The organism is Micromonospora sp. WMMD980 (assembly GCF_029626035.1).
Classification (GTDB): Bacteria; Actinomycetota; Actinomycetes; order Mycobacteriales; family Micromonosporaceae; genus Micromonospora.
Window position 1 is genome coordinate 17062 of the sequence record NZ_JARUBE010000003.1, and the last position, 22742, is coordinate 39803.

General features: G+C 71.9%; 30 protein-coding genes. All 30 read left to right on the forward strand.

Annotation, left to right across the window (positions count from 1 at the left end; translation table 11 throughout):
- Positions 1-32 precede the first annotated feature (32 nt).
- The 30 genes from O7618_RS00470 to O7618_RS00615 all read left to right on the forward strand — a co-directional run bounded on the left by O7618_RS00470 (position 33) and on the right by O7618_RS00615 (position 22740).
- Entirely contained in the window at positions 33-731 is a 699-nt protein-coding gene (locus O7618_RS00470; RefSeq protein WP_278103966.1) for a hypothetical protein, read from the forward strand.
- Positions 728-3502, forward strand: a complete 2775-nt coding sequence (locus O7618_RS00475; protein ID WP_278103987.1) for a hypothetical protein — start codon at positions 728-730, stop codon at positions 3500-3502. Before O7618_RS00470 ends, O7618_RS00475 begins: the two co-directional genes overlap by 4 nt.
- Before the next feature lie 166 nt (positions 3503-3668).
- Positions 3669-3977, forward strand: coding sequence for a hypothetical protein (locus tag O7618_RS00480; RefSeq protein ID WP_278103988.1), 309 nt, complete (start codon positions 3669-3671; stop codon positions 3975-3977).
- Positions 3974-4360: a hypothetical protein gene (locus O7618_RS00485; RefSeq protein WP_278103989.1), complete on the forward strand. Its 387-nt coding sequence runs from the start codon at positions 3974-3976 to the stop codon at positions 4358-4360. The genes O7618_RS00480 and O7618_RS00485 overlap by 4 nt, the downstream gene beginning before the upstream one ends.
- Entirely contained in the window at positions 4357-4719 is a 363-nt protein-coding gene (locus O7618_RS00490; RefSeq protein WP_278103990.1) for a helix-turn-helix transcriptional regulator, read from the forward strand. Before O7618_RS00485 ends, O7618_RS00490 begins: the two co-directional genes overlap by 4 nt.
- Positions 4720-4730: 11 nt before the next feature.
- Positions 4731-5063, forward strand: coding sequence for a hypothetical protein (locus tag O7618_RS00495; RefSeq protein WP_278103991.1), 333 nt, complete (start codon positions 4731-4733; stop codon positions 5061-5063).
- Positions 5060-5218, forward strand: coding sequence for a hypothetical protein (locus O7618_RS00500; RefSeq protein WP_278103992.1), 159 nt, complete (start codon positions 5060-5062; stop codon positions 5216-5218). Before O7618_RS00495 ends, O7618_RS00500 begins: the two co-directional genes overlap by 4 nt.
- 13 nt (positions 5219-5231) lie before the next feature.
- Positions 5232-5837, forward strand: a complete 606-nt coding sequence (locus O7618_RS00505) for a hypothetical protein (RefSeq protein ID WP_278103993.1) — start codon at positions 5232-5234, stop codon at positions 5835-5837.
- Positions 5838-5861: 24 nt separating this feature from the next.
- Positions 5862-6227: a hypothetical protein gene (locus O7618_RS00510; protein ID WP_278103994.1), complete on the forward strand. Its 366-nt coding sequence runs from the start codon at positions 5862-5864 to the stop codon at positions 6225-6227.
- Between the two features lie 125 nt (positions 6228-6352).
- Positions 6353-6604 (forward strand): hypothetical protein, encoded by a 252-nt coding sequence (locus O7618_RS00515; RefSeq protein WP_278103995.1) that lies wholly within the window; start codon positions 6353-6355, stop codon positions 6602-6604.
- A gap of 558 nt (positions 6605-7162) precedes the next feature.
- A complete protein-coding gene (locus O7618_RS00520; RefSeq protein WP_278103996.1) occupies positions 7163-7741 on the forward strand; it encodes a hypothetical protein in 579 nt (192 codons plus the stop codon).
- Complete coding sequence (locus O7618_RS00525) at positions 7677-9296, forward strand: hypothetical protein (RefSeq protein WP_278103997.1); 1620 nt, start codon at positions 7677-7679, stop codon at positions 9294-9296. The genes O7618_RS00520 and O7618_RS00525 overlap by 65 nt, the downstream gene beginning before the upstream one ends.
- A gap of 20 nt (positions 9297-9316) precedes the next feature.
- Positions 9317-9523: a hypothetical protein gene (locus O7618_RS00530; RefSeq protein ID WP_278103998.1), complete on the forward strand. Its 207-nt coding sequence runs from the start codon at positions 9317-9319 to the stop codon at positions 9521-9523.
- Positions 9523-10809 (forward strand): phage portal protein, encoded by a 1287-nt coding sequence (locus O7618_RS00535; RefSeq protein WP_278103999.1) that lies wholly within the window; start codon positions 9523-9525, stop codon positions 10807-10809. The genes O7618_RS00530 and O7618_RS00535 overlap by 1 nt, the downstream gene beginning before the upstream one ends.
- The gene (locus tag O7618_RS00540; protein ID WP_278104000.1) at positions 10799-11509 is read left to right on the forward strand and encodes an HK97 family phage prohead protease; all 711 of its coding nucleotides are present in this window, start codon (positions 10799-10801) and stop codon (positions 11507-11509) included. The genes O7618_RS00535 and O7618_RS00540 overlap by 11 nt, the downstream gene beginning before the upstream one ends.
- 23 nt (positions 11510-11532) lie before the next feature.
- Positions 11533-12852: a phage major capsid protein gene (locus tag O7618_RS00545; protein ID WP_278104001.1), complete on the forward strand. Its 1320-nt coding sequence runs from the start codon at positions 11533-11535 to the stop codon at positions 12850-12852.
- 14 nt (positions 12853-12866) lie between these two features.
- Positions 12867-13055, forward strand: coding sequence for a hypothetical protein (locus O7618_RS00550; RefSeq protein WP_278104002.1), 189 nt, complete (start codon positions 12867-12869; stop codon positions 13053-13055).
- 113 nt (positions 13056-13168) lie between these two features.
- Positions 13169-13417 carry a hypothetical protein gene (locus O7618_RS00555; RefSeq protein ID WP_278104003.1) on the forward strand — a complete coding sequence of 83 codons (249 nt, stop codon included), beginning with the start codon at positions 13169-13171 and terminating at the stop codon, positions 13415-13417.
- 2 nt (positions 13418-13419) lie between these two features.
- The gene (locus tag O7618_RS00560; RefSeq protein ID WP_278104004.1) at positions 13420-13845 is read left to right on the forward strand and encodes a hypothetical protein; all 426 of its coding nucleotides are present in this window, start codon (positions 13420-13422) and stop codon (positions 13843-13845) included.
- A 14-nt stretch (positions 13846-13859) separates the two neighbouring features.
- Complete coding sequence (locus O7618_RS00565; protein ID WP_278104005.1) at positions 13860-15101, forward strand: hypothetical protein; 1242 nt, start codon at positions 13860-13862, stop codon at positions 15099-15101.
- Positions 15102-15111: 10 nt separating this feature from the next.
- Complete coding sequence (locus O7618_RS00570) at positions 15112-15915, forward strand: head-tail connector protein (RefSeq protein WP_278104006.1); 804 nt, start codon at positions 15112-15114, stop codon at positions 15913-15915.
- The gene (locus tag O7618_RS00575; RefSeq protein ID WP_278104007.1) at positions 15903-16307 is read left to right on the forward strand and encodes a hypothetical protein; all 405 of its coding nucleotides are present in this window, start codon (positions 15903-15905) and stop codon (positions 16305-16307) included. The genes O7618_RS00570 and O7618_RS00575 overlap by 13 nt, the downstream gene beginning before the upstream one ends.
- 2 nt (positions 16308-16309) lie before the next feature.
- On the forward strand, positions 16310-16651 hold the full coding sequence (locus O7618_RS00580; protein WP_278104008.1) for a hypothetical protein: 342 nt from the start codon (positions 16310-16312) through the stop codon (positions 16649-16651).
- 2 nt (positions 16652-16653) lie between these two features.
- Positions 16654-17064, forward strand: coding sequence for a hypothetical protein (locus O7618_RS00585; RefSeq protein WP_278104009.1), 411 nt, complete (start codon positions 16654-16656; stop codon positions 17062-17064).
- A complete protein-coding gene (locus O7618_RS00590) occupies positions 17064-17414 on the forward strand; it encodes a hypothetical protein (protein ID WP_278104010.1) in 351 nt (116 codons plus the stop codon). The genes O7618_RS00585 and O7618_RS00590 overlap by 1 nt, the downstream gene beginning before the upstream one ends.
- 108 nt (positions 17415-17522) lie before the next feature.
- Complete coding sequence (locus O7618_RS00595) at positions 17523-17981, forward strand: hypothetical protein (RefSeq protein WP_278104011.1); 459 nt, start codon at positions 17523-17525, stop codon at positions 17979-17981.
- Positions 17974-19716 (forward strand): hypothetical protein, encoded by a 1743-nt coding sequence (locus O7618_RS00600; RefSeq protein WP_278104012.1) that lies wholly within the window; start codon positions 17974-17976, stop codon positions 19714-19716. The genes O7618_RS00595 and O7618_RS00600 overlap by 8 nt, the downstream gene beginning before the upstream one ends.
- Complete coding sequence (locus tag O7618_RS00605; protein WP_278104013.1) at positions 19716-20948, forward strand: hypothetical protein; 1233 nt, start codon at positions 19716-19718, stop codon at positions 20946-20948. Before O7618_RS00600 ends, O7618_RS00605 begins: the two co-directional genes overlap by 1 nt.
- The gene (locus tag O7618_RS00610; RefSeq protein WP_278104014.1) at positions 20945-22024 is read left to right on the forward strand and encodes a DUF5047 domain-containing protein; all 1080 of its coding nucleotides are present in this window, start codon (positions 20945-20947) and stop codon (positions 22022-22024) included. The genes O7618_RS00605 and O7618_RS00610 overlap by 4 nt, the downstream gene beginning before the upstream one ends.
- Positions 22021-22740 carry a hypothetical protein gene (locus O7618_RS00615; RefSeq protein WP_278104015.1) on the forward strand — a complete coding sequence of 240 codons (720 nt, stop codon included), beginning with the start codon at positions 22021-22023 and terminating at the stop codon, positions 22738-22740. The genes O7618_RS00610 and O7618_RS00615 overlap by 4 nt, the downstream gene beginning before the upstream one ends.
- The last annotated feature ends 2 nt before the right edge of the window (positions 22741-22742 follow it).

The following is a 22742-nucleotide window of genomic DNA, read 5'->3' on the forward strand; positions in this document are numbered from 1 at the left end:
GCGGGGCCGGCCCCATCAAGATCGGAGCATCGATGACCATCACCACGGCGGGACGGCCCCACGGCTACGCCCGATACAAGCTCGATGGCTGCCGCTGCTACACCTGCTGCTTCGACGTCTCCGAGTACAACCGGCGCCGCGACAAGGCCATCGCCGCCGGCACCTGGCGCAGCGACACCACCCCGGTACGTGCCCACATCCGCTCCCTGATGGCCGCCGGCATGGGCTGGAAGCAGGTCGCCAAGACCGCCGACGTCAACCCCAGCACCGTCGGCCGCATCCTCTACGGCCGCCCCGACCAGGGAACCCCACCACCCAAGACCACCCGCTACGACATCGCCCAAAAACTCCTCGCCGTCAAGCTGAACCTGCACCCCAACACACCGATCGACGCCACCGGCACCATCCGCCGCATCCGCGCCCTCGCCGCGATCGGCCACACCCTGACGGCCATCGCCGAGGGGATCGGCTGGACCCTGCAGAACCTCAGCCACCTGGCGCACTCCGACGCCGGCCCGCGCGGCCGCCACGTCGAGGTCCGCACCGCCCAGGCCGTCGCCGGCCTCTACGACTCCTGGTCGATGACCGTCCCCACCGGCTGGGTGTGCGACCGGGCCCGCCGGCGCGCCGCCGAACTCGGCTGGCCGCCCCCGCTCGCCTGGGACGACGACCAGATCGACGACCCGACCGCCACCGCACACACCAGCGCCGTTCGGAAGGCCACTGCGTGAACGCCACCATCGACCAGGCCGCCGTCCGCCGCTGGCTCGGCATCCTCCACGGCGACAGCCCAGGCCACGTGCACATCTGCTCCACCGACGACTGGACCGGCCGCACCTACCCCGCCGACCAGCTCGACGCCGCCGCCGGCTACGTCGCTCACCTCGACACGACCGGCCGCGAAGGCATCTACCTGCGGGTCACCAGCCTCACCCGGCCACTGCCGGCCGGGCAGCGCGGCGGCGCCGCCGACTCCGCCGCGCTGCCCGCCCTGTGGGCCGACCTCGACCTCGCCGGCCCCGGCCACGCCGAACAGGACCTCCCGCCCGACGAGACCGCCGGCCGCGCCGTCATCGCCGCCACCGGCCTGCCCGAGCCCACCATCTGGGTGCACTCCGGCGGCGGCCTCTACCCGATCTGGCTCCTCAACCAGCCCCACACGCTCACCGGCGACAACCTCGACCAGGCCAAGCAGCTGGCGAAGGATTGGCAGCGGGTCATCGAGCACGCCGCCGCCTCGCTCGGCTGGCGCTACGGCCGCGGCGTCGGCGACCTCGCCCGCGTGCTGCGCATCCCCGGCACCGTCAACCGCAAAGCCGGCCTCGCCCGCCCCTGCCGCATCACCGCCGCCATCCCCACCCGCTACACCGTGCAGCAGCTCGTCGACGCCCTGGCCGACGCCACCGCGCGCATCACCCCGCCCGAGCCGACCACCGTGGGCACCTCGCTGGTCGGCGCGCCCGCCGGACCACGACCCGACGGGCAGCTCGCGCCCGGCGAGGACTTCAACACGCGCGTCGAGTGGCCGCAGATCCTCGGCCCGGCCGGCTGGCGCGAGCACTACCGCTCCGACGACGTCACCTACTGGACCCGGCCCGGCAAGCCCACCGGCATCAGCGCCTCCACCAACGCCCTCGGCACCGACCGGCTGCACGTCTTCACCACCGGCGCCGCGCCGCTCGACGGCGGCGAGTCGCACTCCAAGTTCGGCACCTACGCGGCCCTGCACTTCGGCGGCGACCACAAGGCCGCCGCGAAGGCTCTCGGCCAGCAGGGCTACGGCAGCCCCCTACCCGACCCGGCCACCGAACAGGCCGCGATGCTCCGCGACCTCGTCGGTTACCTCGACCAGCCCGCCGCCACCGCCACTCAGCCGCCGGCGGCGGCCGCGCCCCGGAACCCGCTGCGGATCTGGGCACCCGAGATCGACGTGTCGAACCCGGCCATCGCCGCCGACTGGCTCCGCGAGGAAGCCGGCCGCGGTCGACTCGCCGGCCTGTTCAAGCGCCTCGACACCGTCGTGCACACCCCCTGCGAAGGCGAAGACGGCTACGTGCCGCTCACCGACGACGACGCCAACACCGACGGGCCCGCGCAGATCCGGCCCGTCAACGACTCCACCCTCGCCAGCCGCATCACCTACACCTACGGCTGCTACCGGATGGTCAAGAAAGGTGAGGACTGGGAGCCCGTCCAGGCGACCTTCCCCCGCACCGCCGCCCGGATCCCCCTCGACGTCCCCGACATGCTGCCCAACCTCCGACCGCTGCGCGGAGTGATCCACACCCCGATCGTCCGCGCAGACGGCAGCGTCATCGAGGCCCCCGGCTACGACCAGGCGACCGGGCTGCTGCACCTTCCCGAGCCTGGCCTGCACGTGCCGCCCGTGCCGGAGACCCCGGGCGCCGGGCAGGTCTCCGACGCCGTGAAGCTGCTCCTGGAGATGGTCGACGGGTTCCCGTTCATCTCCGAGCACTACCGGGCCAACTACCTCGGCGCGCTGCTCACCCCGCTGCTGCGGGCGCTCACCCCGCCGCCATACAAGCTGCACGCCATCGAGGCCCACCAGCCCGGCTCCGGCAAGACGCTGCTGGCCAACCTCGCCCGGCACATCCACGGCGGCGTGTTCCGCGCCGAGATGCCCGAGGACGACACCGAGCTGCGTAAGCAGATCACCGCCATCCTCGGCATCACCACCGGCCCGGTCGTCGTCCTCGACAACGTCTCCGGACAGCTGCGCTCGTCCACCCTCGCCGGCCTGCTCACCACCGACCTCTGGGACGACCGGCCGCTGGGCTCCACCGCCTGGACCCGGGCCACCAACGACCGCATCTGGACCATCACCGGCAACAACATCGCCATCGGCGGCGACCTGCCCCGGCGCACCATCCGCACCGTCATCGACCCCGGCCGTCCCAACCCGGAACTGCGCACCGGCTTCGCCATCTCCAACCTGGAGATGTGGGTGCGGGATCGGCGCGGAGAACTGCTCCACGCGCTCCTCACTCTCGTGCGCGCCTGGGTCGCGGCCGGGAAACCGTTGCCGCCGGAGCGCGCCAGCGATTCCTACGCCCGCTGGGTCCGCACCGTCGAGGGCATTCTCGCCGTCGCCGGAATTGAGGGCCAATTCGATCACCCGAGCACCCAGGTTGATGTCGGAACCGATGACGACGAATGGGGCGTGTTCCTCGCCGCCGCTTTCAAGGCGTATCAGGAGCAGCACTGGACCGCCAAGGAGCTCCTGGCCGACGTCGACACCGGCAACCTCATCGCACCCGGCCGCATCCCCGGTGACGCGCTGCCGGACGAGCTCGCCGCCAAGGCGTCCAAGCACAAGAGCGGGCCCGTCGGCATCGCCCGGTCGCTCGGGTGGTGGCTCCGCAACCGTGAAGGCCGGTGGGCGAGCGGTCTGGTCGTCCGGTGCGTCGGCGACGACGGTCACGGCACCAAGGTCTGGCAGATCCAGGCAAGCCACACCGAAACGGACGGTCGGCAGCCATGATCATCCGGGTTTCAGGGTTTCTCCGGTTTTTCTCCGTCCCCCGCGCGCCCGCGAAAAACCAAACGAACACGGAGCGTAGCGAAACCGTGGAGACGCCTTCACACACCGGCCGCCAAAAACCGGAGAAACCCAGAAACCCGGAAGACCCCACGACCGGAGGCACCCGGTGAGCCGACACCTGATCTCCACCGTCGCCACCGAGCACCGCTGCGACCGCTGCCGCGCGCCGATCATCACCGCCCACGACGACGGAATCCCCGCCCGAGTCGACACCGCCCCGCTCCCAGACCGCCAAGCAGAAATCGCCGCCCTCCTCGACGGCAAATGGACCTACACCCTCACCCTCAACCGCCACCTCATCCACCGCGACGCAGAACGCATCACCGCCAACAACCTCACCGGCACCATCCACGCCGAACACAAATGTGCAGGCCCCACCCAACTCACATTCGACGACCTGAACGGACAGCAATGAGCGCCAGCAAACGCAAAGGCACCGCCTGGGAATCCGCGATCGTTGCCTACCTCACCGACAACGGAGTCCCGCACGCCGAACGCCGCACCCTCGCCGGCGCCAAGGACCGCGGCGACATCGCCGGCATCCCCGGCGTCGTCATCGAAGCGAAGTCCGCCGCCCGTATCGACCTCGCCGGCTGGCTCGACGAGACCGAGGCCGAACGCCGCAACGACCGCGCCCCGATCGGAGCCGCCTGGGTGAAGCGCCGCGGCAAGGCGTCCCCCGGCCACGGCTACGTGCTGATGACCGGCGAACGGTTCCTACGGCTGCTCGCCGACGCCGGCTACATCCCCCAACCGCCGGTCAACGACATCACCCCGGCCGACGGCGACCTCCCGTGACCAGCCGCGCCAACGTCGACCGCAGCCTCCCCGTCCGCGCGGACATCGGCGACGCCATCCGCGAAGGCCGCCACGCCCTCGGCATGACGCAACGCCAGTTCGCCGCCATCTCCGGCATCCGGCAGTGCTCCGTGTCCTACATCGAGCGGGCCACCCGCGACATCCTCGCGTCCACGCTCATCGACGCCGCCGCCACCGTCGGCCTGCACGTCGCCCTGGCCGCCCAGCAACACCTGCCGCTGCTCCAGCTCACCCCCGCCGAGGCCCGCGCCGTCGTCGCCGCCGTCCGCGCCTACGGCAACCCCAACGGCCACCCGCACCTCGACACCGCCCTGCGCAAGCTCACCGACCCGACCTGAGGAAGACGACCGTGTCCGAGACCAACCCGCCCGTCGCCCACGCCCGCCTCACTGAAATGACCTTCTGCGCCCTGCCTGAGGACAACATCAACCACGACATCTACGCCGTCACCGTCACCTGGCGCGGCGGCGAGCAGTACGCCGTCAAGCGCCACTCGCAGGTCCTCGGCGCCGACGGCGAGTGGGACTACGAGCCCAGCCCGTCCAACCGCAACGACGAGTGGATCGCCACCCACCGCTTCGACTACGACACCGCCTGCCGCCTCGCCATGGAGGCGTGCCAGCACATCACCGTCAACGGCCTCACCGTCGCCGACGCGCTCGCCCGGGCCGGTGGCCGATGACCGCCGCCGACCGCACCCTGCACGCCATCGACGCCACCCTCGCCGCCACGGAGGAGCCCATGCCCACTCACCCGATCGCCGACCGCATCCCGCTCCGGAGCGACGCCGGACTTCCCACCGTCGAGCAGCTCCGCCGGCATAACTACACCGCCTGAGGAGCACCACGCCGTGACGCCGCACCACCTCCACGCCACCGCCGCCGCCTGGTCCCTCCAGGCGGCCCTGGCCGACCTCGAAACCGCCGCCAAGAACGCCATCACCAACGCCATCGACGGCAACCGCGGCACCCACGACATCGGCATCCCCAGCCAGGTGTTCGGCCGCCGCCACGGCCTCGGCGGACACGGCGACCCCACCGCAGACCGCGCACTCAGCGCGTGGGCCCCCGCCCGACCCGACCCCTACGCCGAAGCCCTCGGGAGCCTCCTGCGCGCTCTGGAGCCGGTTGCCGGGGCACTCCCGGGGGCACCCGGCACCGACCCCGTCACCCGCATCCGCCGCGCCATCCCCGGCATGAGCGACCACGCCGCCCAACGCACCGCCGCCGCGCTCGCCCACCTCGACCGGTCGGCACGCCGCACTCTCGGCATCGGCCCCGCCCGCACCCCGCTCGTCGGCCAGGCCTGCCCCGGCTGCGGGCAGCGCCGCCTGGAGGTCACCACCGCCGGGCCCGAGACGGACCGGGCGGTGGTGTGCGCCGCCTGTGACGGCATCTGGCGGCGCGACCACGTGCTCCGTGCGGTCGCGGGGGCCGCACCGACCCAGACCAACTGACCGATCCGATCGAAGGAGAGCGCCGTGAGCTACCTCAACCCGCACACCCACCAGCTCGACGGACCCGACAAGCCGCCCGTCATCGTGCTCTGCGGCTCCACCCGCTTCCGCGACTACTTCCACCGCCTCAACCAGCAGCTCACCCTCGACGGCCTGATCGTCCTCGCCCCGGGCGTCTTCGGCCACGCCGACGACTTCACGCCCAGCGACGATGAGAAGGCCCGCCTCGACGCACTGCACCTGCGGAAGATCGACCTTGCCGACCGGGTGCTCGTCGTCAATCCGAACGGCTACATCGGCGACTCGACGCGCGACGAGATCGCCTACGCCGAGCGGACCGGCAAGCCCGTCGGCTACCTGGAGCGACCAGCGGTCGCCCCGATGCCCTGACCGGTCCGGCCCGAGACGCGCCTCAGACGCGCGTCTTGGGCCGCCCAAACCGGACATAAGCGAGCACCATAATGCGCCTTTTGATGTAGCCGTGGGAATCCCACCAGCCGAGGGAGAATCGAGCCGTGATCCGCGACCCGCGCACCGGCCGCGAGTGGGGTACCGCCGTCGAGCTGGCCGCCCGGCTCACCGGCGAGGACATCGTCACCGAACGCATGATCGTCAACTGGCGAGGCCGCGACGGCCTCGAATGCCGCCACGTCGGCCGAACCGTCTACTCGCCCCTCGACCAAGCAGCCACCATCGAAGCCGCCAAGCGACGCTCACCACGCGGACGGCCCCGCCAGCTTGACGAACACCAGGTCAGCGCCGCATGATTTGATCACACGCCACGCAGGTGGAGTGTGCCCACACAGCCCGGTCGAGCGACCCCCAGCGCTCCCGGGCTGACGTGCGTCCAGGGTCGGGACGCCGGGGCGCGGGGAAGAGCGGGCCGGTCACCGCGGCGGGTGGCCGGCCCGCACCACCCACCAGGCAGGCACCATGCCACGCAGCAGACACCGAGTCGGCCACGCCTACCGCACAGCCAGGCAACAGATGTTCGCCCTCTACGGCGACCGCTGCCACCTCTGCGGCCACGGTGGTGCCAGGCAAGCCGACCACCTCACACCCATCAGCACCGACCCCAACCAACCCATCGACCCACACACCATGCGCCCAGCCCACGGCGCAGGCGACCCGAAGCGCGGACTCGACAACCCCTGCCCCCGCTGCGGCAGACGCTGCAACCAAGAACGCGGCGCGAAGACGACGAGCAAGGTCTTCAAGCCTGCACTGCGGTGGTGAATGCCCTGGTCACAGGGGTAGGGGGGTCGGAATCGCTCCGGCCCAAGGCCTTGGAGACCCCGCCGTACGTGTCCGTTCTATCCCCCCGCGTGGCGAATCTGGAGGGCGCGATGGCCGATCGCACCGCCGCTGAGCGCCAGCGCCGTTACCGCGCTCGTAAGCGAGCTGAGCAGGCGCAACACGCATCTGAAGTCACGGCTTCCGTGACGCCGGGCGTAACGCGTGACGCCGTGACAGCACCGGAGGCGGGCCCGCGCGAGCTGGGCGCCCGTGGCCGCCGGCTGTGGCAGCAGGTCGCCAGCGACGGCCCGGCGCTCAAGCCGGCCGAGCTGGTGCTCCTCGAAGAGGCGTGCCGGACCGCTGACCGCTTGGACGTGCTCGACCGGATCCTGCGCGGCGACGAGGACTACTGGGTGCGACTGCACACGGCGAACGAGGACGGCTCGATCGTCAAGGTGGTGCTCAACAACGCGCTCGCGGAGGCCCGCCAGCAGCAGGTGGCCCTGAAGGCGCTGCTGGCGGAGCTGCGGACGTCGCAGGCGGGCGGACCGGCCAAGCCGGGCGCCGGGAAGCAGCCGGCTCCGGCCGGGACGGGAGGCGGGGGTGTCGCAGGCGTTGCTGACATCGCCGCTCGGATTGCCGCTCGGCGCGCCCAAGCCGCGGGTTGAGACCCACCCTGACTACGCGTTCAGCTTCGGCGAAGAGGCCGCCGAGCTGATGGCCCGAGCGCGCCGCCCGCTCGACCAGTGGCAGATCGACGCGGTCACGCTGATGCTCGCCGTGCGCGAGGATGGCAAGTGGGCCTGCTTCGAGTGCTGCGAGTGGGTGTGCCGCCAGCAGGGCAAGGGCGCGATCCTGGAAGCGCGAGCGCTGACCGGGTTCCTGCTGCTCGGCGAAGAGCTGATCATGTGGTCGGCTCACGAGTACAAGACCGCGATGGAGGCGTTCCGGCGGGTCAAGGGGATCATCCGGGCGCTCGGTACGCAGGTCGACGTGGCGGGCAACCTGTTCGACGTCGATGGCATCCTTATCAAGGTCAACAACACCAACGGTGAAGAGGCCTTCGAGCGGCTCGACACCGGGGCCCGCATCAAGTTCATCGCCCGCAGCAAGGGCAGCGGCCGTGGCTTCAGCGGCGATGTGAATATCATCGACGAGGCGTTCGCGTATTCCCCGGAGCAGCACAGCGCGCTGCTCTACACGGTGAGCGCCCGGCCGAACCCGCAGTTCATCTACACGTCGTCACCGCCGCTGACGGGCGACACGGGCGACATCATGTACGCGCTGCGGCAGCGCGGAGACCCGACCGCTCCGCGGACTGCTGAGGATGGTCCGTGGGAGCGGGACCCGTCGCTGGGTTACCGCGACTGGGGGTTGGCCGGTGACCTGGACAGCCTTGACGACGTCGACCTCGACGACATGGCCTTGGCTGCCGCGTCGAACCCCGCGTTGGGCGCGCAGCGGGCGAACGGTTCGGGGCTGACGCACGAGACGGTGCTCCGAGAGCGCCGGGCGACCCTGGCCACGCCGGCTGGCTACGCAAGGGAGCGGCTGGGCATCTGGCCGCGCCGGGCGACCGGCCGCTCCGGGGTGATCCCCGACGAGGCGTGGCAGCGGCAGCGGGATCCGAACTACACCGATCCGGCGTCGGTGGTGCGCCCGCGCGAGGTGGTGTTCGTGGTGCAGGTCAACGCGACCCGCTCGCACACGACGATCGCGGCGGTGGGCGCCCGGCCGGACGGCACGCTGCTGGCGTCGATCGTCGACCACCGGCCGGGCACCCGGTGGGCGCCGACGCGGGTGGCGGACTTGAGGCGGCGGCACAACCCGCTGTTCGTCGTCGCGCAGGACAAGGGGCCGACGGGCACGCTGCTGCCGGAGCTGGCCGACCTCGGGGTGACGGCGGCGGTGGACCGGGACAAGCCGCGCCGCGGTGACCTGGTGGTGCCGTGGGCGGCGGACGTCGCGATGGCGTACGGGCTGTTCCTCGACGCGGTCGTCGACGAGGGCCGCCTGTGCCACCTCGACGAGGGCCCGCTGAACGTGGCTCTGGGTGCCTGCGGGACCCGGGCCCTGGCCGGCGGCACCGCGTGGGACTACACCGACCCGGCGGCCGGGCCGCTGCTGGCGGTGACGTTGGGGACCTGGGCGGTGCTGACGCTCAAGCCGCAGGCGCGCCGCTCGGCGTACGAGGACGACAACGCAGAGCTGATGGTCGTGTGACCAGGTGAAAGGGGGCGGGTGTGCTGACTGTTCGTCGCCGGCCCGTCGTCGTGAACCTGGTCGACGGGCGCACCACGCTGGTCGGTGAGCGCCGCTGGTCGTGGCCGTGGCAGGTGAAGCTGACCGGCGCCCGGCTGCACCGCGGCCCGGGCCACCCGGAGCAGCCGGTCGACGGCGTGGTGCTGATCCCGCGTCACCGGATCGACTTCGTGCAGGTGGTGAGCTGATGGCGTTCGTGGTGTCCGCGGGGCAGCTACGCGCCCTGGAGCCGTCCGCCCCGCAGGCCTCGATGTGGCCGGCCTACGCCTCGCAGCTCGGCGGCAACCAGGCGATGACGTACGCGGCGATCTACCGGTCGCAGCCGGCGGTCCGGACCGTGGTCGGGTTCCTCGCCCGCAACCTGGCCCAGCTCGGCCTGCACGCCTACCGCCGGCTGGACGACAACGACCGCGAGCGGCTGACCGACCATCCGATCGCCGCGCTGCTGCGGGCGCCGAACCCGACGACCACCACGTACCGGCTGGTCCGGGCGCTGGTGTCGGACCTGGCGATCTTCGATGACGCCTACTGGGTGATGCTGCGCGCCGAGGACACCACCCCGGTGGGGGTGCGCCGGCTGCCGCCGTGGCGGGTGGAGGCCCGCGGCGCGGACTGGACGGACGCCGAGTCGTACCGGCTGCACGGCACCCACGGCTACCTGGACCTGGACGCGGCGAACGTCGTGCACTTCCGCGGCTACAACCCGGACGACTCGCGGGTCGGGTCGTCGCCGATTGAGGCGCTGCGGCAGGTCCTCGCCGAGGAGCACGCGGCGGCACGCTGGCGCGAGCAGATGTGGTCCAACGGCGCCCGGATCTCCGGCTACCTGAAGCGGCCGGTGGACGCCCCGGAGTGGTCGGATCGGGCGCGGGAGCGGTTCCGGGCCGGCTGGCAGTCGCAGTACACCGGCGACGGACCGCAGGCCGGCGGGACGCCGGTGCTCGAGGACGGCATGGAATTCGTGGCGGCCGGGGTCAATCCGAAGGAAGCGCAGTACGTGGAGTCGCGGAAGCTGACCCGCGAAGAGACGGCTGCGGCGTATCACATCGCGCCGCCGCTGGTCGGGATCCTCGACCACGCCACGTTCTCCAACATCCGTGAGCAGCACAAGCAGCTCTATCAGGACACGCTGGGCCCGTGGTGCGCGGAGATCGAGCAGGAAATCGGGTTGCAGCTGCTGCCGTTCCTGCCGGACAGCGGCCGGGTGTACGTCGAGTTCAACATCGCCGAGAAGTTGCAGGGCTCGTTCGACGAGCAGGCTCAGCAGTTGCAGATGGCGGTGGGCGGGCCGTACATGACCCGCAACGAAGCCCGCGGCCTGAGCAACCTGTCGCGCGTCGACGGCGGCGACGAGCTGATCGTGCCGCTGAACGTGGCGATCGGCGAGCCGGCCGACGTTCAGGGCGAGCAGCCCGCGCTACCGGCCGGCCCTGCCGGCACCGACACCACCGGGGAGGGACCCGATGCGGACTAAGGCGTTCCCGGCGCACGTGAAGGCGGCCGGTGAGCAGGACGGCCTGGCGGCCGGGCAGTTCGAAGCGATCGTGTCCGTGTTCGGCAACGTCGACCACGGCGGTGACGTGGTGTTGCCGGGCGCGTTCTCCCGCTCCCTGGCGGAGTGGAAGGACGCCGGCGACCCGATCCCGGTGATCTGGTCGCACCAGATCGGCGACCCGGACTCGCACATCGGTGTGGTCCTCGACGCGGCGGAGCTGCTCGCCGGCGACGAGCGGCTGCCGGAGAAGCTGCGCGGCAACGGCGGCCTGTGGGTGCTCGGCCAGCTCGACCTGGACGAGCCGCGGGCGGCGAAGGTGCACCGGCTGCTCAAGGGCCGCCGGGTCAAGCAGTTCAGCTTCAGCTACGACATCCGCGACGGGGCGCTCGGCGAGCGCGACGGCCGCGACGTGTATGAGCTGCGCGACCTCGACCTGTTCGAGGTCGGTCCCACCCTGCTCGGCATGAACGCGTCCACCGAGCTGGTGGGCGCGAAGACGAGCACCTGCCCGGCGTGCGGGCAGCCCGACAGCACCAAGGCCAAGCCAGCCCCGGCCACCGACGACGCCGAGCCCACGCCTGCCGAGCAGGCCCCGGCGGCACCCGTCGAGCCCACCCTGAGCCCCGCCTCCGTCCTGCTGTCGCTCCAGGTCGACGCGCTCGCGTACGACCTCGACTGACGATCACGGAGGAACCGAACACCATGAGCACCGCAGTGATGGAGCGGCTCCGCAAGGAGCTGGCCGCCGCGCTCTCCCCGGCCCGCGACATCGCGGCCAAGGCCGAGGCGGAGAAGCGCGACCTGACCGACGACGAGCGGACCCGGGTGACCGACGCGGTGAAGGCCGCGAACGGCCTGAAGGCCCGCATCGACCAGGCGAAGGCCGACAACGACCTGACCAAGCAGCTCGGCGACCTGGGCGAGGGCATCACCTTCGAGCCCGGCGGCAAGGAGCGCAACCAGCCCACCGACGGGCTGTGGACGCCGCGCAAGGGCGAGACCATCGGTCAGGCGTTCGTCAAGTCCGCCCAGTACAAGAACATGCTGGCCGAGGCCAACGGCGGCACGTTCGGCAAGAACCAGCGCGTCCACTCGGCGCCGTTCGGCGCGAAGGCCCTCGTGACCGGCCTGTCGGACACCAGCGCCGGCGCGATGGTCGTCAACGACAACATCGGGCTCCAGGTGGGCCTGGAGGCTTTCCAGCGTCCGCTGAAGCTGCGTGACCTGGTCACCAGCGGCAACACCACGTCCGACGCGATCGAGTACGTGCGGGTCACGTCGACGACGAACAACGCGGCGCCGGTGGCGGAGGCCACCACGGCGGCGCTGCCGACCGCTCCGGGCGGGGCGGGTGCGCTGGTCAACGCGGCCGGCGGCGGCTACAAGCCGGAATCGGCGATGGCGCTGGCGAAGGTCAGCACCCCGGTGAAGACGATCGCGCACTGGATCCCGGCGACGAAGCGGGCCCTGGCCGACGCCGGGCAGGTCCGCACCCTGATCGACCAGTTCCTCCGCTACGGCCTGGAGGAGGAGCTGGAGGACCAGATGGTCAACGGTGACGGCACCGGCGAGAACTTCGAGGGCCTGACCACCGTGTCCGGCACCCAGTCGCAGGCGTACGACACCGACATCCTGACCACGCTGCGCAAGGCGAAGACGAAGGTCCGCACCGTCGGCCGGTCGATCGCCACCGCGTACGTCATGAACCCGGCCGACTGGGAGAAGGTCGACCTCCTCCAGGACAACGAGGCCCGCTACTACTTCGGCGGGCCGATGCGCGAGGGGCAGCCCACCGTGTGGGGCCTGCCGGTAGTCGAGTCGGAGGCGGTCGCCGAGGGCGCGCCGTGGGTCGGGGCGTGGCGCAAGGCGGTCCTGTGGGACCGGGAGCAGGCCACCGTGCAGGCGACCGACTCGCACGCGGACTTCTTCATCCGCAACCTGGTCGCGATCCTCGGCGAGATGCGCGCGGGGTTCGGCGTCGTGCAGCCCAACGCGTTCGTCGAGATCGACATCACCCCGTAAGGAGGGCCCGGAGAATGGCGTACCTGAACGGCGACAAGGGCGCGCAGCGCGCCGGGAAGCGCGGCGCCGCGGTCGCGAGCGTGGCCACGGCGAACGCGGACGCGACCTACGGTCAGCCCGAGGCGGACCTGATCAACGAGCTGAAGACGAAGGTGAACGCGCTGCTGACGCAGCTTCGCGCCGCCGGCGTGATCGCTCCCTGATGCTCATCCGTTCGTCCGGTGCCGGCTGTCCTGTCTGCGGGGCGGCACACGCCTCCTGCGGGCCGGCCGGCACCGGGTCACCCATCGACATCCCGACGAGGAGGGATCGCACCGTGGGAGCTGTCCGGAAGTACCACGTGACCCACAACGGTCACCGCACGATCATGCGGCTTAACGACACCGACGTGAAGCTGTACCCGGGCGCCGAGCTGGTCGACGAGTCGGCCACCGCCGAGTCGGAGTCGGCCGAGGAGCCGACCGACGCCGAGCCGGAGAGCAAGCCGGCGACGAAGGCCGCGGCGACCAAGACCCGGACGGCGGCGGACAAGACCCGCTCGGCCGGCGGCGACAAGGCGTCCTGACCGTGAGCGGGTACTTCACCCCGTTCACCGAGGGCATCCTGGACGGGTCGATCGACCTGGACACCGCCACGGTCAAGGTTGCGCTGGTGCGTGGCTACACCTTCAGCGGAGCGCACAAGTTCGTCTCGGACGTGACCGGCGCGGGCGGCACGATCAACGGCACGTCGGCGGCGCTGTCCAGCAAGACCGTCAGCGGCGGTGTGTTCGACGCGGACGACACGACGATTTCCGCGACCGCGTCGGGCAGCAACCATGGCCTGCTGCTGTTCCAGGCCAGTGCGGTGACCGGCGGCGCCGACGTGGCGGCCGGCTCCCAGCGAGTGATCGCCTGGTATGACACCGGCACGGGTCTGCCGATCCAGCCGGGCACCGGCACGGTCACCATCACCTGGCCGGCCAGCAACCCGAAGATCCTCAAGGTGGGCTGACGGGAGGTCCGTCCGTGGCGGTCTCCCTCGTCGGTACGCCCAGCTCGGGCAACACGGCCGCAGGCACGTCCAACAGCCTGCCGACGTCGCTGCCGTCCGGGTGGGCGGCCGGTGACGTCGCGATCCTGGTCGGGCATCTGTCGGGCGGCAGCCTGAACATGTCGACGCCGGCCGGCTGGACGTCCCTACCCGGGGTGTCGTGGCCGGTGACGGAGTCGACGTCGAGCCGGATGTACGCCTGGTATCGGGTGCTCCAGTCCGGTGACAGCGCGCCGACGATCAGCATCAACGGGGCGATGACCGGCGGCTGGGAGCTGCTGGTGTTCCGGGACGCCTCCGGGGTGGCGCAGGCAGCGACCGCGACCGCGTCGGGCACCGCGGCGACCCTGCCGACCCTGACCGGGGTGCTGGCCGGCTCGGCGGTGGTCGAGGCCGCGCACGTACGGGTCACCTCCGGAACGATCCCGACCGGGCTGACGCCGAACGTGGCGTACACCGAGGTGATCGACCACGCGACGTCGCGGTCCACCGGCTCGGCGAACGTGCGGATGAACGCCAGCTACCGGCTGATCGGCTCGGCCGGCTCGTACGGTGGCGAGCAGGTCACCTCCGACGTGACCGGTTCGATGGTCGCCGTGCTGGTCGAGCTGGCGGCGGCGTCGGTGGACGCCACCGTCGCGCCGGCCGGGGTGTCGGTGCCCGCCGAGGTCGGCTCCCCATCCGTGGACGGCACGCTGGCAGCCGGCCCGACCGGGCTGACCGTTGCGGCGTCGCTCGGCTCCCCGTCCGTGGACGGTGCTGTGGGCGTCACCCCGGGCGGGGTGTCCCTTCCGGTGGCGGTCGGGTTGCCTGGGGCGTCCTGGGCGGTCGAGGCGGCACCGGCCGGCGTGCTGGTGTCGGTGACCTTCGGCGCGCCGGGGATCCTCGGCGCCGGAGCCAGCTCGGACGAACTGCTGGTGCCCGCCGAGGTGGGCTCGCCGTCCGTGCTGTGGGCTGCCGACGTCGTTCCGGACGGCCTGGCCACCGACGTCGAGGTCGGCGCGCCCGATCTGGCATGGTCGGTCGAGGTGGCGCTGGATGGCGTCGACGTGTCCGTGGAGGTCGGCGAGCCGTCGCTGGCCGCCCCGCCGGCCGTAGGCGGGCCCGGCGCGCTTACCGCCACGACACGGTCCCCGGCTCTGACCGCGCGTACCGGCGGGCCGCGGCTCACCGCGTCGGCCGCTGCTGCCCGGCTCACACCTACCACCTGGCCCTGAGGAGGAGCACGTGTCGTATCTGCTGGGCCAACGTGACAGTCTCCGCCTGGAGGTCCGCGACGAGCAGGGCGAGCTGGCCGCCGCCACCGTCGTGCTGACCCTCACCCGGCCGGACGGCACCACCGACACCCCGGCCGTGACCAACCCGAGCCTCGGCGTCTACACCGCGCAGGTCACGTACGACCAGGCCGGTGACTGGCTGCGGGTGTGGCAGGTCAGCGGGGCCGTGGTCGCGGTCGACGCCGACCAGGTGCACATCACCGCGCCCGCGCTGCGGATCGTCGGCCTGGCCGAGGTCAAGCGGCAGCTCAACATCGACCCCGCGGACACGTCGCAGGACGAGGAGCTGTCGGGCTACATCGCCGCGGTCACCGAAGTGGTCGAGGACATCGTCGGCCCGGTCGTGCCGCGCACCGTCACCGAGACCCACGTCGGCGGCGCCGCGACGCTGATCCTGCGCCGGCCGCCGCTCATCGCGATCACCTCGGTGCTCGAAGCCGGCGTCAACCTGGCCAGCAGCACCTGGGCGGTCGACCCGGAGACGGGGGTCCTGACCCGGGCCGGTGGCCGCTGGTTCGGGCCGGTGACCGTCGCCTACCGGGCCGGGCGGGCGAGCATCCCGCCGTCGATCCGGCTCGCCGCGAAGGAGCTGGCCATGGTGAACTACCGCCCCCAGCTCGGCGGCGACTACTCGCCGTTCGACACCGACTCCCCCGAGGAGGGCATCCCCGGGGAGGTCCGTCTCGGGTTCTTCGTGCCCCGCCGGGTGCGCGAGCTGCTGAAGTCGTACGAGCAGGGCGGATGGCTGCCCTGACCGTCGACTGGTCGGCTCGCACGATCACCGGGCTGGCTCTGCCGTACGGGCCGGTGGGGATCACCGAGGGCCGCCGGTGGCGGTATCTCCGCGGTACGGTCCGCCCGGCCGCCCGGGTGTGGCTGCTGCACGACCACGTGCAGTCGCGCCGCGCCGGCCGACTCGTCGACGTCGACGACACCGAGGCCGGGTTGTGGACGGCGTTCCGCGCCGACCGCAGTGGCGACGGGGACCTGGCCCTGGCGTACGCCGACGCCGGCCGGCACGGCCTGTCCGCCGGCGTGGAGGTGACCGCGACCAGCTGGTCCGGGCAGCCGCGCGTGTACGTGCCGACCGCGGCGGAGCTGACCGAGGTGTCGCTGACCGAGCGGCCCGTCTTCGTCTGGAGCTGACCATGGACCTCGCCGCCGGCCGCAAGCAGCTCGTCGACGCGCTCTCCAGCGCTCCTGACGTGACCGGGCACCTGTTCCGGCCGCCGAAGCCCCGCGCCGGCGATGCATGGCCGCTGCTCGGGGCGATGGAACGGGCCGAAGGGCGGGCGTTCACCGTGACCTGGCGCGTGCTGGTGTTCCTCCCCGAGGGCGCGACGGGCTCTGCCGAGTGGGTGGAGCAGCACGTCAACGAGCTGGTCGACGCACTGGAGCCGGTCGGGTTCGTCGAGCGCATCGAGCCGACCACGATCACCGACAGCGACACCGAACGCTACGCCCTACAGATCTCCGTGAGAGGTGAGTGACCATGCCTGCTGCCGCCGGCGCGCACGTCTTCAAGAACGCGCTCGTCAAGATCGACGACGTCGAGTACGCCAACCAGCTGACGAAGGCCCGGCTGGTGCCGGACCAGCCGGTGCAGACGCAGCGGACCCTGGTGCCGGACGGCGTCGTGTCCGACGTCGACTCGCCGGTCTGGACCTTCGAGATGTCCGGCCTCCAGATCAACATCGCGGGAGGCTTGGCGAAGGCGCTGCGCGACGCCAACGGCGGCGAGCTGGAGATCACCCTCCAGCCGAAGGCGGGCACCGGGCAGGCGACGGCGACGTTCACGGCGATCGCGCTGATGCCGGCGTTCGGCGGCGAGCAGGGCGAATGGCTCACCCAGGAGCTCGAGCTCCCGGTGGTCGGCGCGCCCGTATTCGGGCTGAGCAGCTGATGCCGAAGATCCTCATCGATCTGCACGTCGAGCTGGAGGACGGTGCCACTCACGAGGTGGTCGCCGACCAGCGCGACGTGGCGAAGTGGGAGATCCAGGACTTCGGCTGCCCGTTCGACGCGATCGGGGACCGGCCGCACCTGGCGCTGCGGTGGCTGGCCTGGTCGGTGATGTCCCGGCGCTCCCTGACCGCCCTGTCGTGGCTCGACTTCGACGCCGTGTGCGTCGAGGTCTCCGACTCGGGCGACGGCGACGACGTCGACATCGAGGTGGCCGAGCCGGACCCTGGCCGGCCGGCTCCGTCCGAGGAGACCTCGTCGTCCTCGCCTGGCGCACCGGGCAGCCACTGACGGGGCCGGCTGGCCTGGAGTCCTGGCACCCCCGGGACCTGGCCACCCTGATCGATCTGCTCGAGGAGGACGCCGCGGCGCGGCGCCGGGCGGCACGGAGGTGACCTGGTGGGCTCGCTCGACGACCTGATTCGGGACCTGCGCCGCTTCGAGCAGCGTCGCGAGGTCACCAACGCGCTGGCGCGGGAGATCCGCAAGCCGGTGCCCGGCGCCCGCAAGGCGATCCGGGCGCGGGCGAAGAGCACCCTGCCGTCGCGGGGTGGGCTCGGCTTGTGGGTGTCGAAGCTGTCGGTGACGGCGAAGGTGAAGCTCCAGGGCCGGGCGGCCGGGGTGACGCTGAAGGGCCGCCGCAAGGGCTTCCCGGACAAGAACCCGAAGGTGGACTTGCGGCGCATCGACCAGGGGCGGGTGGCCGCCCCGTCCTGGGGCCGCCGCCGCGCCGGCGACTGGCACTTCCAGAACGTGCCGCCGGGCTTCTTCTCGGCGCCGTCGACCGAGGTGGACCAGTGGCGCGACGCCGCGCTGCGAGCCGTGGACCAGGCGCTGGAGGTGATCCGCCGTGGCTGACCGTGACGTAACCGTCGACATCATCGCCCGGGACAAGACCGCCGCGGCGACCGGCTCGGCCGCCCGGAGCCTGAAGCAGGTCGAGAAGTCATGGAAGGACGTCGACGGCCAGGGGAAGCGCACCGTGGCTGCGGCCAAGGAGATCGCCGGTCAGTGGGGCCGCGGCCTGGCCAAGGTGTCCGGGGCGGCGTCGAAGTGGGCCAACTCCGGCGACAGCGCGGGGAAGCGGTTCGCCCGGGGTATCGGCTCGGGGATTTCGAAGGTCGGGCAGCTGGGTGCGTCCATCGGCGGCGGCCTGTCCAAAGCGGTCAGCGCGGCTGGCCCGTACGTCCAGGTGGCCATGGCGGCCGTGCTGGTCGGCGCGGCGATCTCGGCGGCCCCGGCGGTGGCCGGCGCGATCGTCGGCGGTGCCGGGCTCGGCGGGGTGGTCGGCGGTCTGCTCATCGCCTCGAAGGACGCCCGGGTCGCCTCCGCCTTCGACGACCTGAAGGAGGACCTCGGATCCGGGTTGCAGGAGGCGGCGGGCCGTTTCGTGCCCGCCACCTTGTCGGCGGTCCGCGACGCCCGGTCGGCGTTCCGTGGGCTGCTGCCGGACCTGCGGCGGATCTTCGACGTGTCCGCGACGTGGCTGGGCCCGCTGACCCGGTCCATCGGACGCGGCACCCAGGCGATGCTCGACGGCATTACCCAGGCCGTGACGAAGGCCGGCCCGATCGTCAACGTCATCGGGCAGGGTATCGAGATGATCGGCCGGGCCATCGGCGGCCTGTTCGCCGGGCTGTCCGATAACGGCGAGTCCATGGCCCTCGCGCTGAAGGGCGTGTTCGCGCTGGTTGCCGGTGCCATCCAGCAGGCCGGGATCGCCCTGAACTTCCTCACCGAGACCTTCGAGTTCTTCGTCAAGCGGATCCCCGGCGGGACCGCGTTGTTGCGGTCGATGACCGCCAGCCAGGACGGGGCGAAGTCGTCGGCGTTCAACCTGGCCGGCAGCTTCCAGGCCCTGGCCGACGAGGCGAACGGCACGGCGGCCGGGCTGACCAAGGCCAAGCAGGCCGCCGACGAGCTGGTCGGCAGCAACATCAGCCTGTCGCGGGCGCAGATCGCCTCCCGCGACGCCGTCCGTGAGGCCACCAAGGCCGTCAAGGAGAACAACAACGCCAAGCTGACCAACAGCCAGCGCTCCGACCGGCAGATGAGCACCCTGCTCAACCTCGCCGACGCGTTCAACACCGAGACCGCCGCCGGCGAGAAGTCGAAGATCAGCGCGAACGCGGCGTCCGAGGCGTACGCCCGCAACCGCACCCGGCTGGTCAACATGGCCATCGCCGCGGGGAAGAGCCGCGCCGAGGCCGAGCGGCTCGCGGCGAAGCTCCTGACCATCCCGAAGAACGTGAACACCGACGTCAACGTGGACACCTCCGGCGCGACGGCGAAGCTGGCCACGTTCCAGAAGCGCATCAACGGGCTGCGCGGCAAGACGGTCACGGTGCAGATCCGCACCAACGGCGACCACTACATCCCCGGCGTCGGCACCCAGCTCAAGAACGCGTTGGGGGACACCTTCCGCCCTGGTGAGGCGGCCGGCGTCTACCGCTCCGGCGGGCCGACCCAGGTGGAGGTGGAGTCGACGGTGCTGGTCAACCTCGACGGTCGACCGTTCCGGCAGATGACCGCCAGCGCGATCGCCGCCGAGCGGCGCCGCGAGCGGTGGCGGCAGAAAGTCGGGGCACGCTGATGCCGGCGATCACGGCCACCGTGCAGGACACGTGGCCGCCGCGGGTGCTGGTGTCGGTCACCGGCCTGACCGTCGGTGACGCCGTCGAGGTGTACCGGGTCGTCGCCGGGCAGCGGACTTTGCTGCGGGCCGGCGCGTCCGCCTCGGTGATCGACCCGGCGTTCCTGCGCGTCGACGCGGAGCTGCCGTTCGGCGTGCCGGTGGCGTACGTGGCGGTCGTCAACGGCGGCACCGAGTACGCCACCAGCGCGGTCGCGTGCAACCTGCCGGGCGGCCGCGTCGCCGTCTCCGACGCGATCACCGGCGACGCCGCCGAGACGGTCATCATGGCCTGGCCGGACAAGCTGCGGGAGCGGGACAACACCGTCTTCCGGGTGGGCGGCCGTAACGTGGTCGTGTCCGGGCCGATGGCCGGGTTCACCGGCGACGTCGAGTTCTACGCCGCGAGCACGTCGGCACGTGACGACCTGATGGATCTGCTGGCCGCCGCCACCGAGGGCGTGGTGCAGATCCGGCAGCCGGGCGGCTACGACGGCGTCGACTCGTACGTGGCGGTCCTGGCAGTCACCGAGCGCCGCTGGTCGCAGGACGGCTCGGACCCGCGGCGGCGCATCCTCGTCCAGGTCGCCGAGGTGGACGCCTGGGCGCCGGCGCTGGAGGCCCGCGGAGCCACGTTGCAGGACATCGCGGACGCGTACACGGGCACGGTGCCGGTGGCCAGCTATTCCTTCGCCTCGGGCGTTGAGGGCTGGGCAGCGGTTGACGGTGGCACTCTCGCGCAGGTGGCGACCCCGAGCGATGACGGCGACGGGTCGCTCCGGTTCACCCCGCCGGGTGGTATGGCAACCCTTGGCCTACGCCGGTCGTCAGGGACAGATTTGTTGCCGAATGCAGGCACGTACACCGCGACGGCGAAAGTTCGATCACCGCTGGCGTGGGGCGATGTGCGGGTGGTCATCGACTGGTTTGACGCGGCCAGCTCTCTGATTTCCACATCTGGGTTGTCGGGTTCGTCGTCCATCCTGGCGGATGCCTGGACCACCCTCACGACCACGGCGGCGACCTCCACGATCGCCGTTCGGGCGAGGGTCCGCGTACGCATGTCCGGTACGCCCGGAGCCTCGAACATTCTCTATGTCGACTTTGCGTCGCTGGTCAAGGAGCTGACCATCCAAGACATCGCCAATGACTATGCGACGCTCCTTGGCCTGGCGCAGGGGGAATTCTTGTGATTCCGCTTTCCGGCGAGGCTGAGTCGGTCCTGACCCGCTCGTACGGGCTGCGCCTGGCCGTGGAGTCGTGGCTGGGTGACCAGCTGCTCGCCGACAGCGTGCCGGTGGACGTGGCGGCGGAGGAGACCGACCGGGGGCTGCGGGTGCCGGAGCGGGTGACGCTGGTGGTGCCGCGCCGGGACCGGGGGGTCACCTGGTCGCCGACCAGCGACGATCACCCCCTGGCGGCGAACGGGCAGCGGCTGCGGGTGCAGCTCGGCGTCGAGCTGGCCGGCGGCGTCGTCGAGTGGTTCCAGCGCGGCTGGTTTCTGGTGCAGGACGCCCAGGCCGACGACGATCGGGTGTCGGTGACCGCCGTCGGTCTGCTCGCCCTGATCGATGAGGCGCGGCTGGTGTCGCCCTTCCAGCCGTCCGGCACCCTTGCCTCGACGCTGCGGGGGCTGATCGAGCCGGCGCTGACCGTGGTCATCGACAGCGCGTTGACGGACCGGTCGGTGCCGGCCGGCATCAACTACGACGACGACCGGCTCGGCGCGGTGACGGAGCTGCTCGACGCGTGGGGCGCCGACGCCGCGGTCACATCGGACGGCTACCTGTCGGTGTTCCCGATGGGCCCGAGCCTCACCCCGGTGCTCACCCTGACCGACCAGGCGGGCGGCACGGTGGTGGAGGCGACCGGCGGGTCCACCCGCGACGGCGCGTACAACGTGGTCGTCGCCCGGGGAACCGCCTCCGACGGGGCGCAGGTCCAGGGCGTCGCCTACGACACGGCCGGCCCGAAGAGGTTCGGCGGCCCGTTCAACCCTCTCGCCGTGCCCTACTACTACGAGTCGCCGCTGCTGACGACGGTGGCGCAGGCCTCGACCGCCGCGCAGACCGTCCTCGCGCGGATGCGCCGGGCCACCGCCCGACAGTTCGACATCGAGTGCGTCCCCCACCCGGGCCTCCAGGTGGGCGACACGGTGTCGGTGACGGCCGGGGACTACTCGGGGCTGCTGTGCACCGTGGAGTCGCTGACGCTGCCGTACACGGCCGGCGGTGGGCCGCAGCGGTTGACCGTGCGGAGCCTGACGTGAGCGCCCGCCTGGCCACCGCCACGACCGCGAAGTCTTCCGGCACGGTGACGGCGCTGGTGAACGGCGCGGCGGTGACGGTGCAGGTGGCCCGGGACCTGACGGTGGCCTCCGGCGACGTGCTGCTCGTCGAGAAGGTCGGCGCGCAGTGGTTCGCGTACGCCCGCCTGTTCACCGCGGCCGCGCCGCCGCCGGCCGACAACGACCCGGTCCCCGACCCGAAGCCGGCCGCGACGACCGGGACGCTGATCGTGGCGCCGGTGGAGACCCGCTCGTACCGGCCGACGTCGGGGTGGAGCAGCGACTCCACCGACGTCTATCAGGGTCAGTACGGCGGCTATGACAACAGCACCGGCGCCGCGTTCTACGGCTCGGCGGCGCGGTCGCTGGCGGGGGCGACGGTCACGAAGGTCACCGTGCGGGTGCGGCGGAAGTCGGCCGGCACGTACGCGGCGCAGGCGACGACGCTGCGGCTGGTCACCGAGTCCACCCGCCCGGTCGGCGCGCCCACCCTCGGCGCTTCCACCGCCGGCCCGTCCCTCGCCGTTGGCGACTCGACAACGTTCGTGCTGCCCGACAGCTGGGGGCAGGCCCTCGTCGACGGCACCGCAGGCGGCCTCGCCATCTACGACGCGACCGGCTCCCCGTACGTCCGGCTCGCCGGCCGCGGCAGCTGGTCGCCCGCGTTCACCCTGGCTATCTCGTGGCGGAGAGGATGACT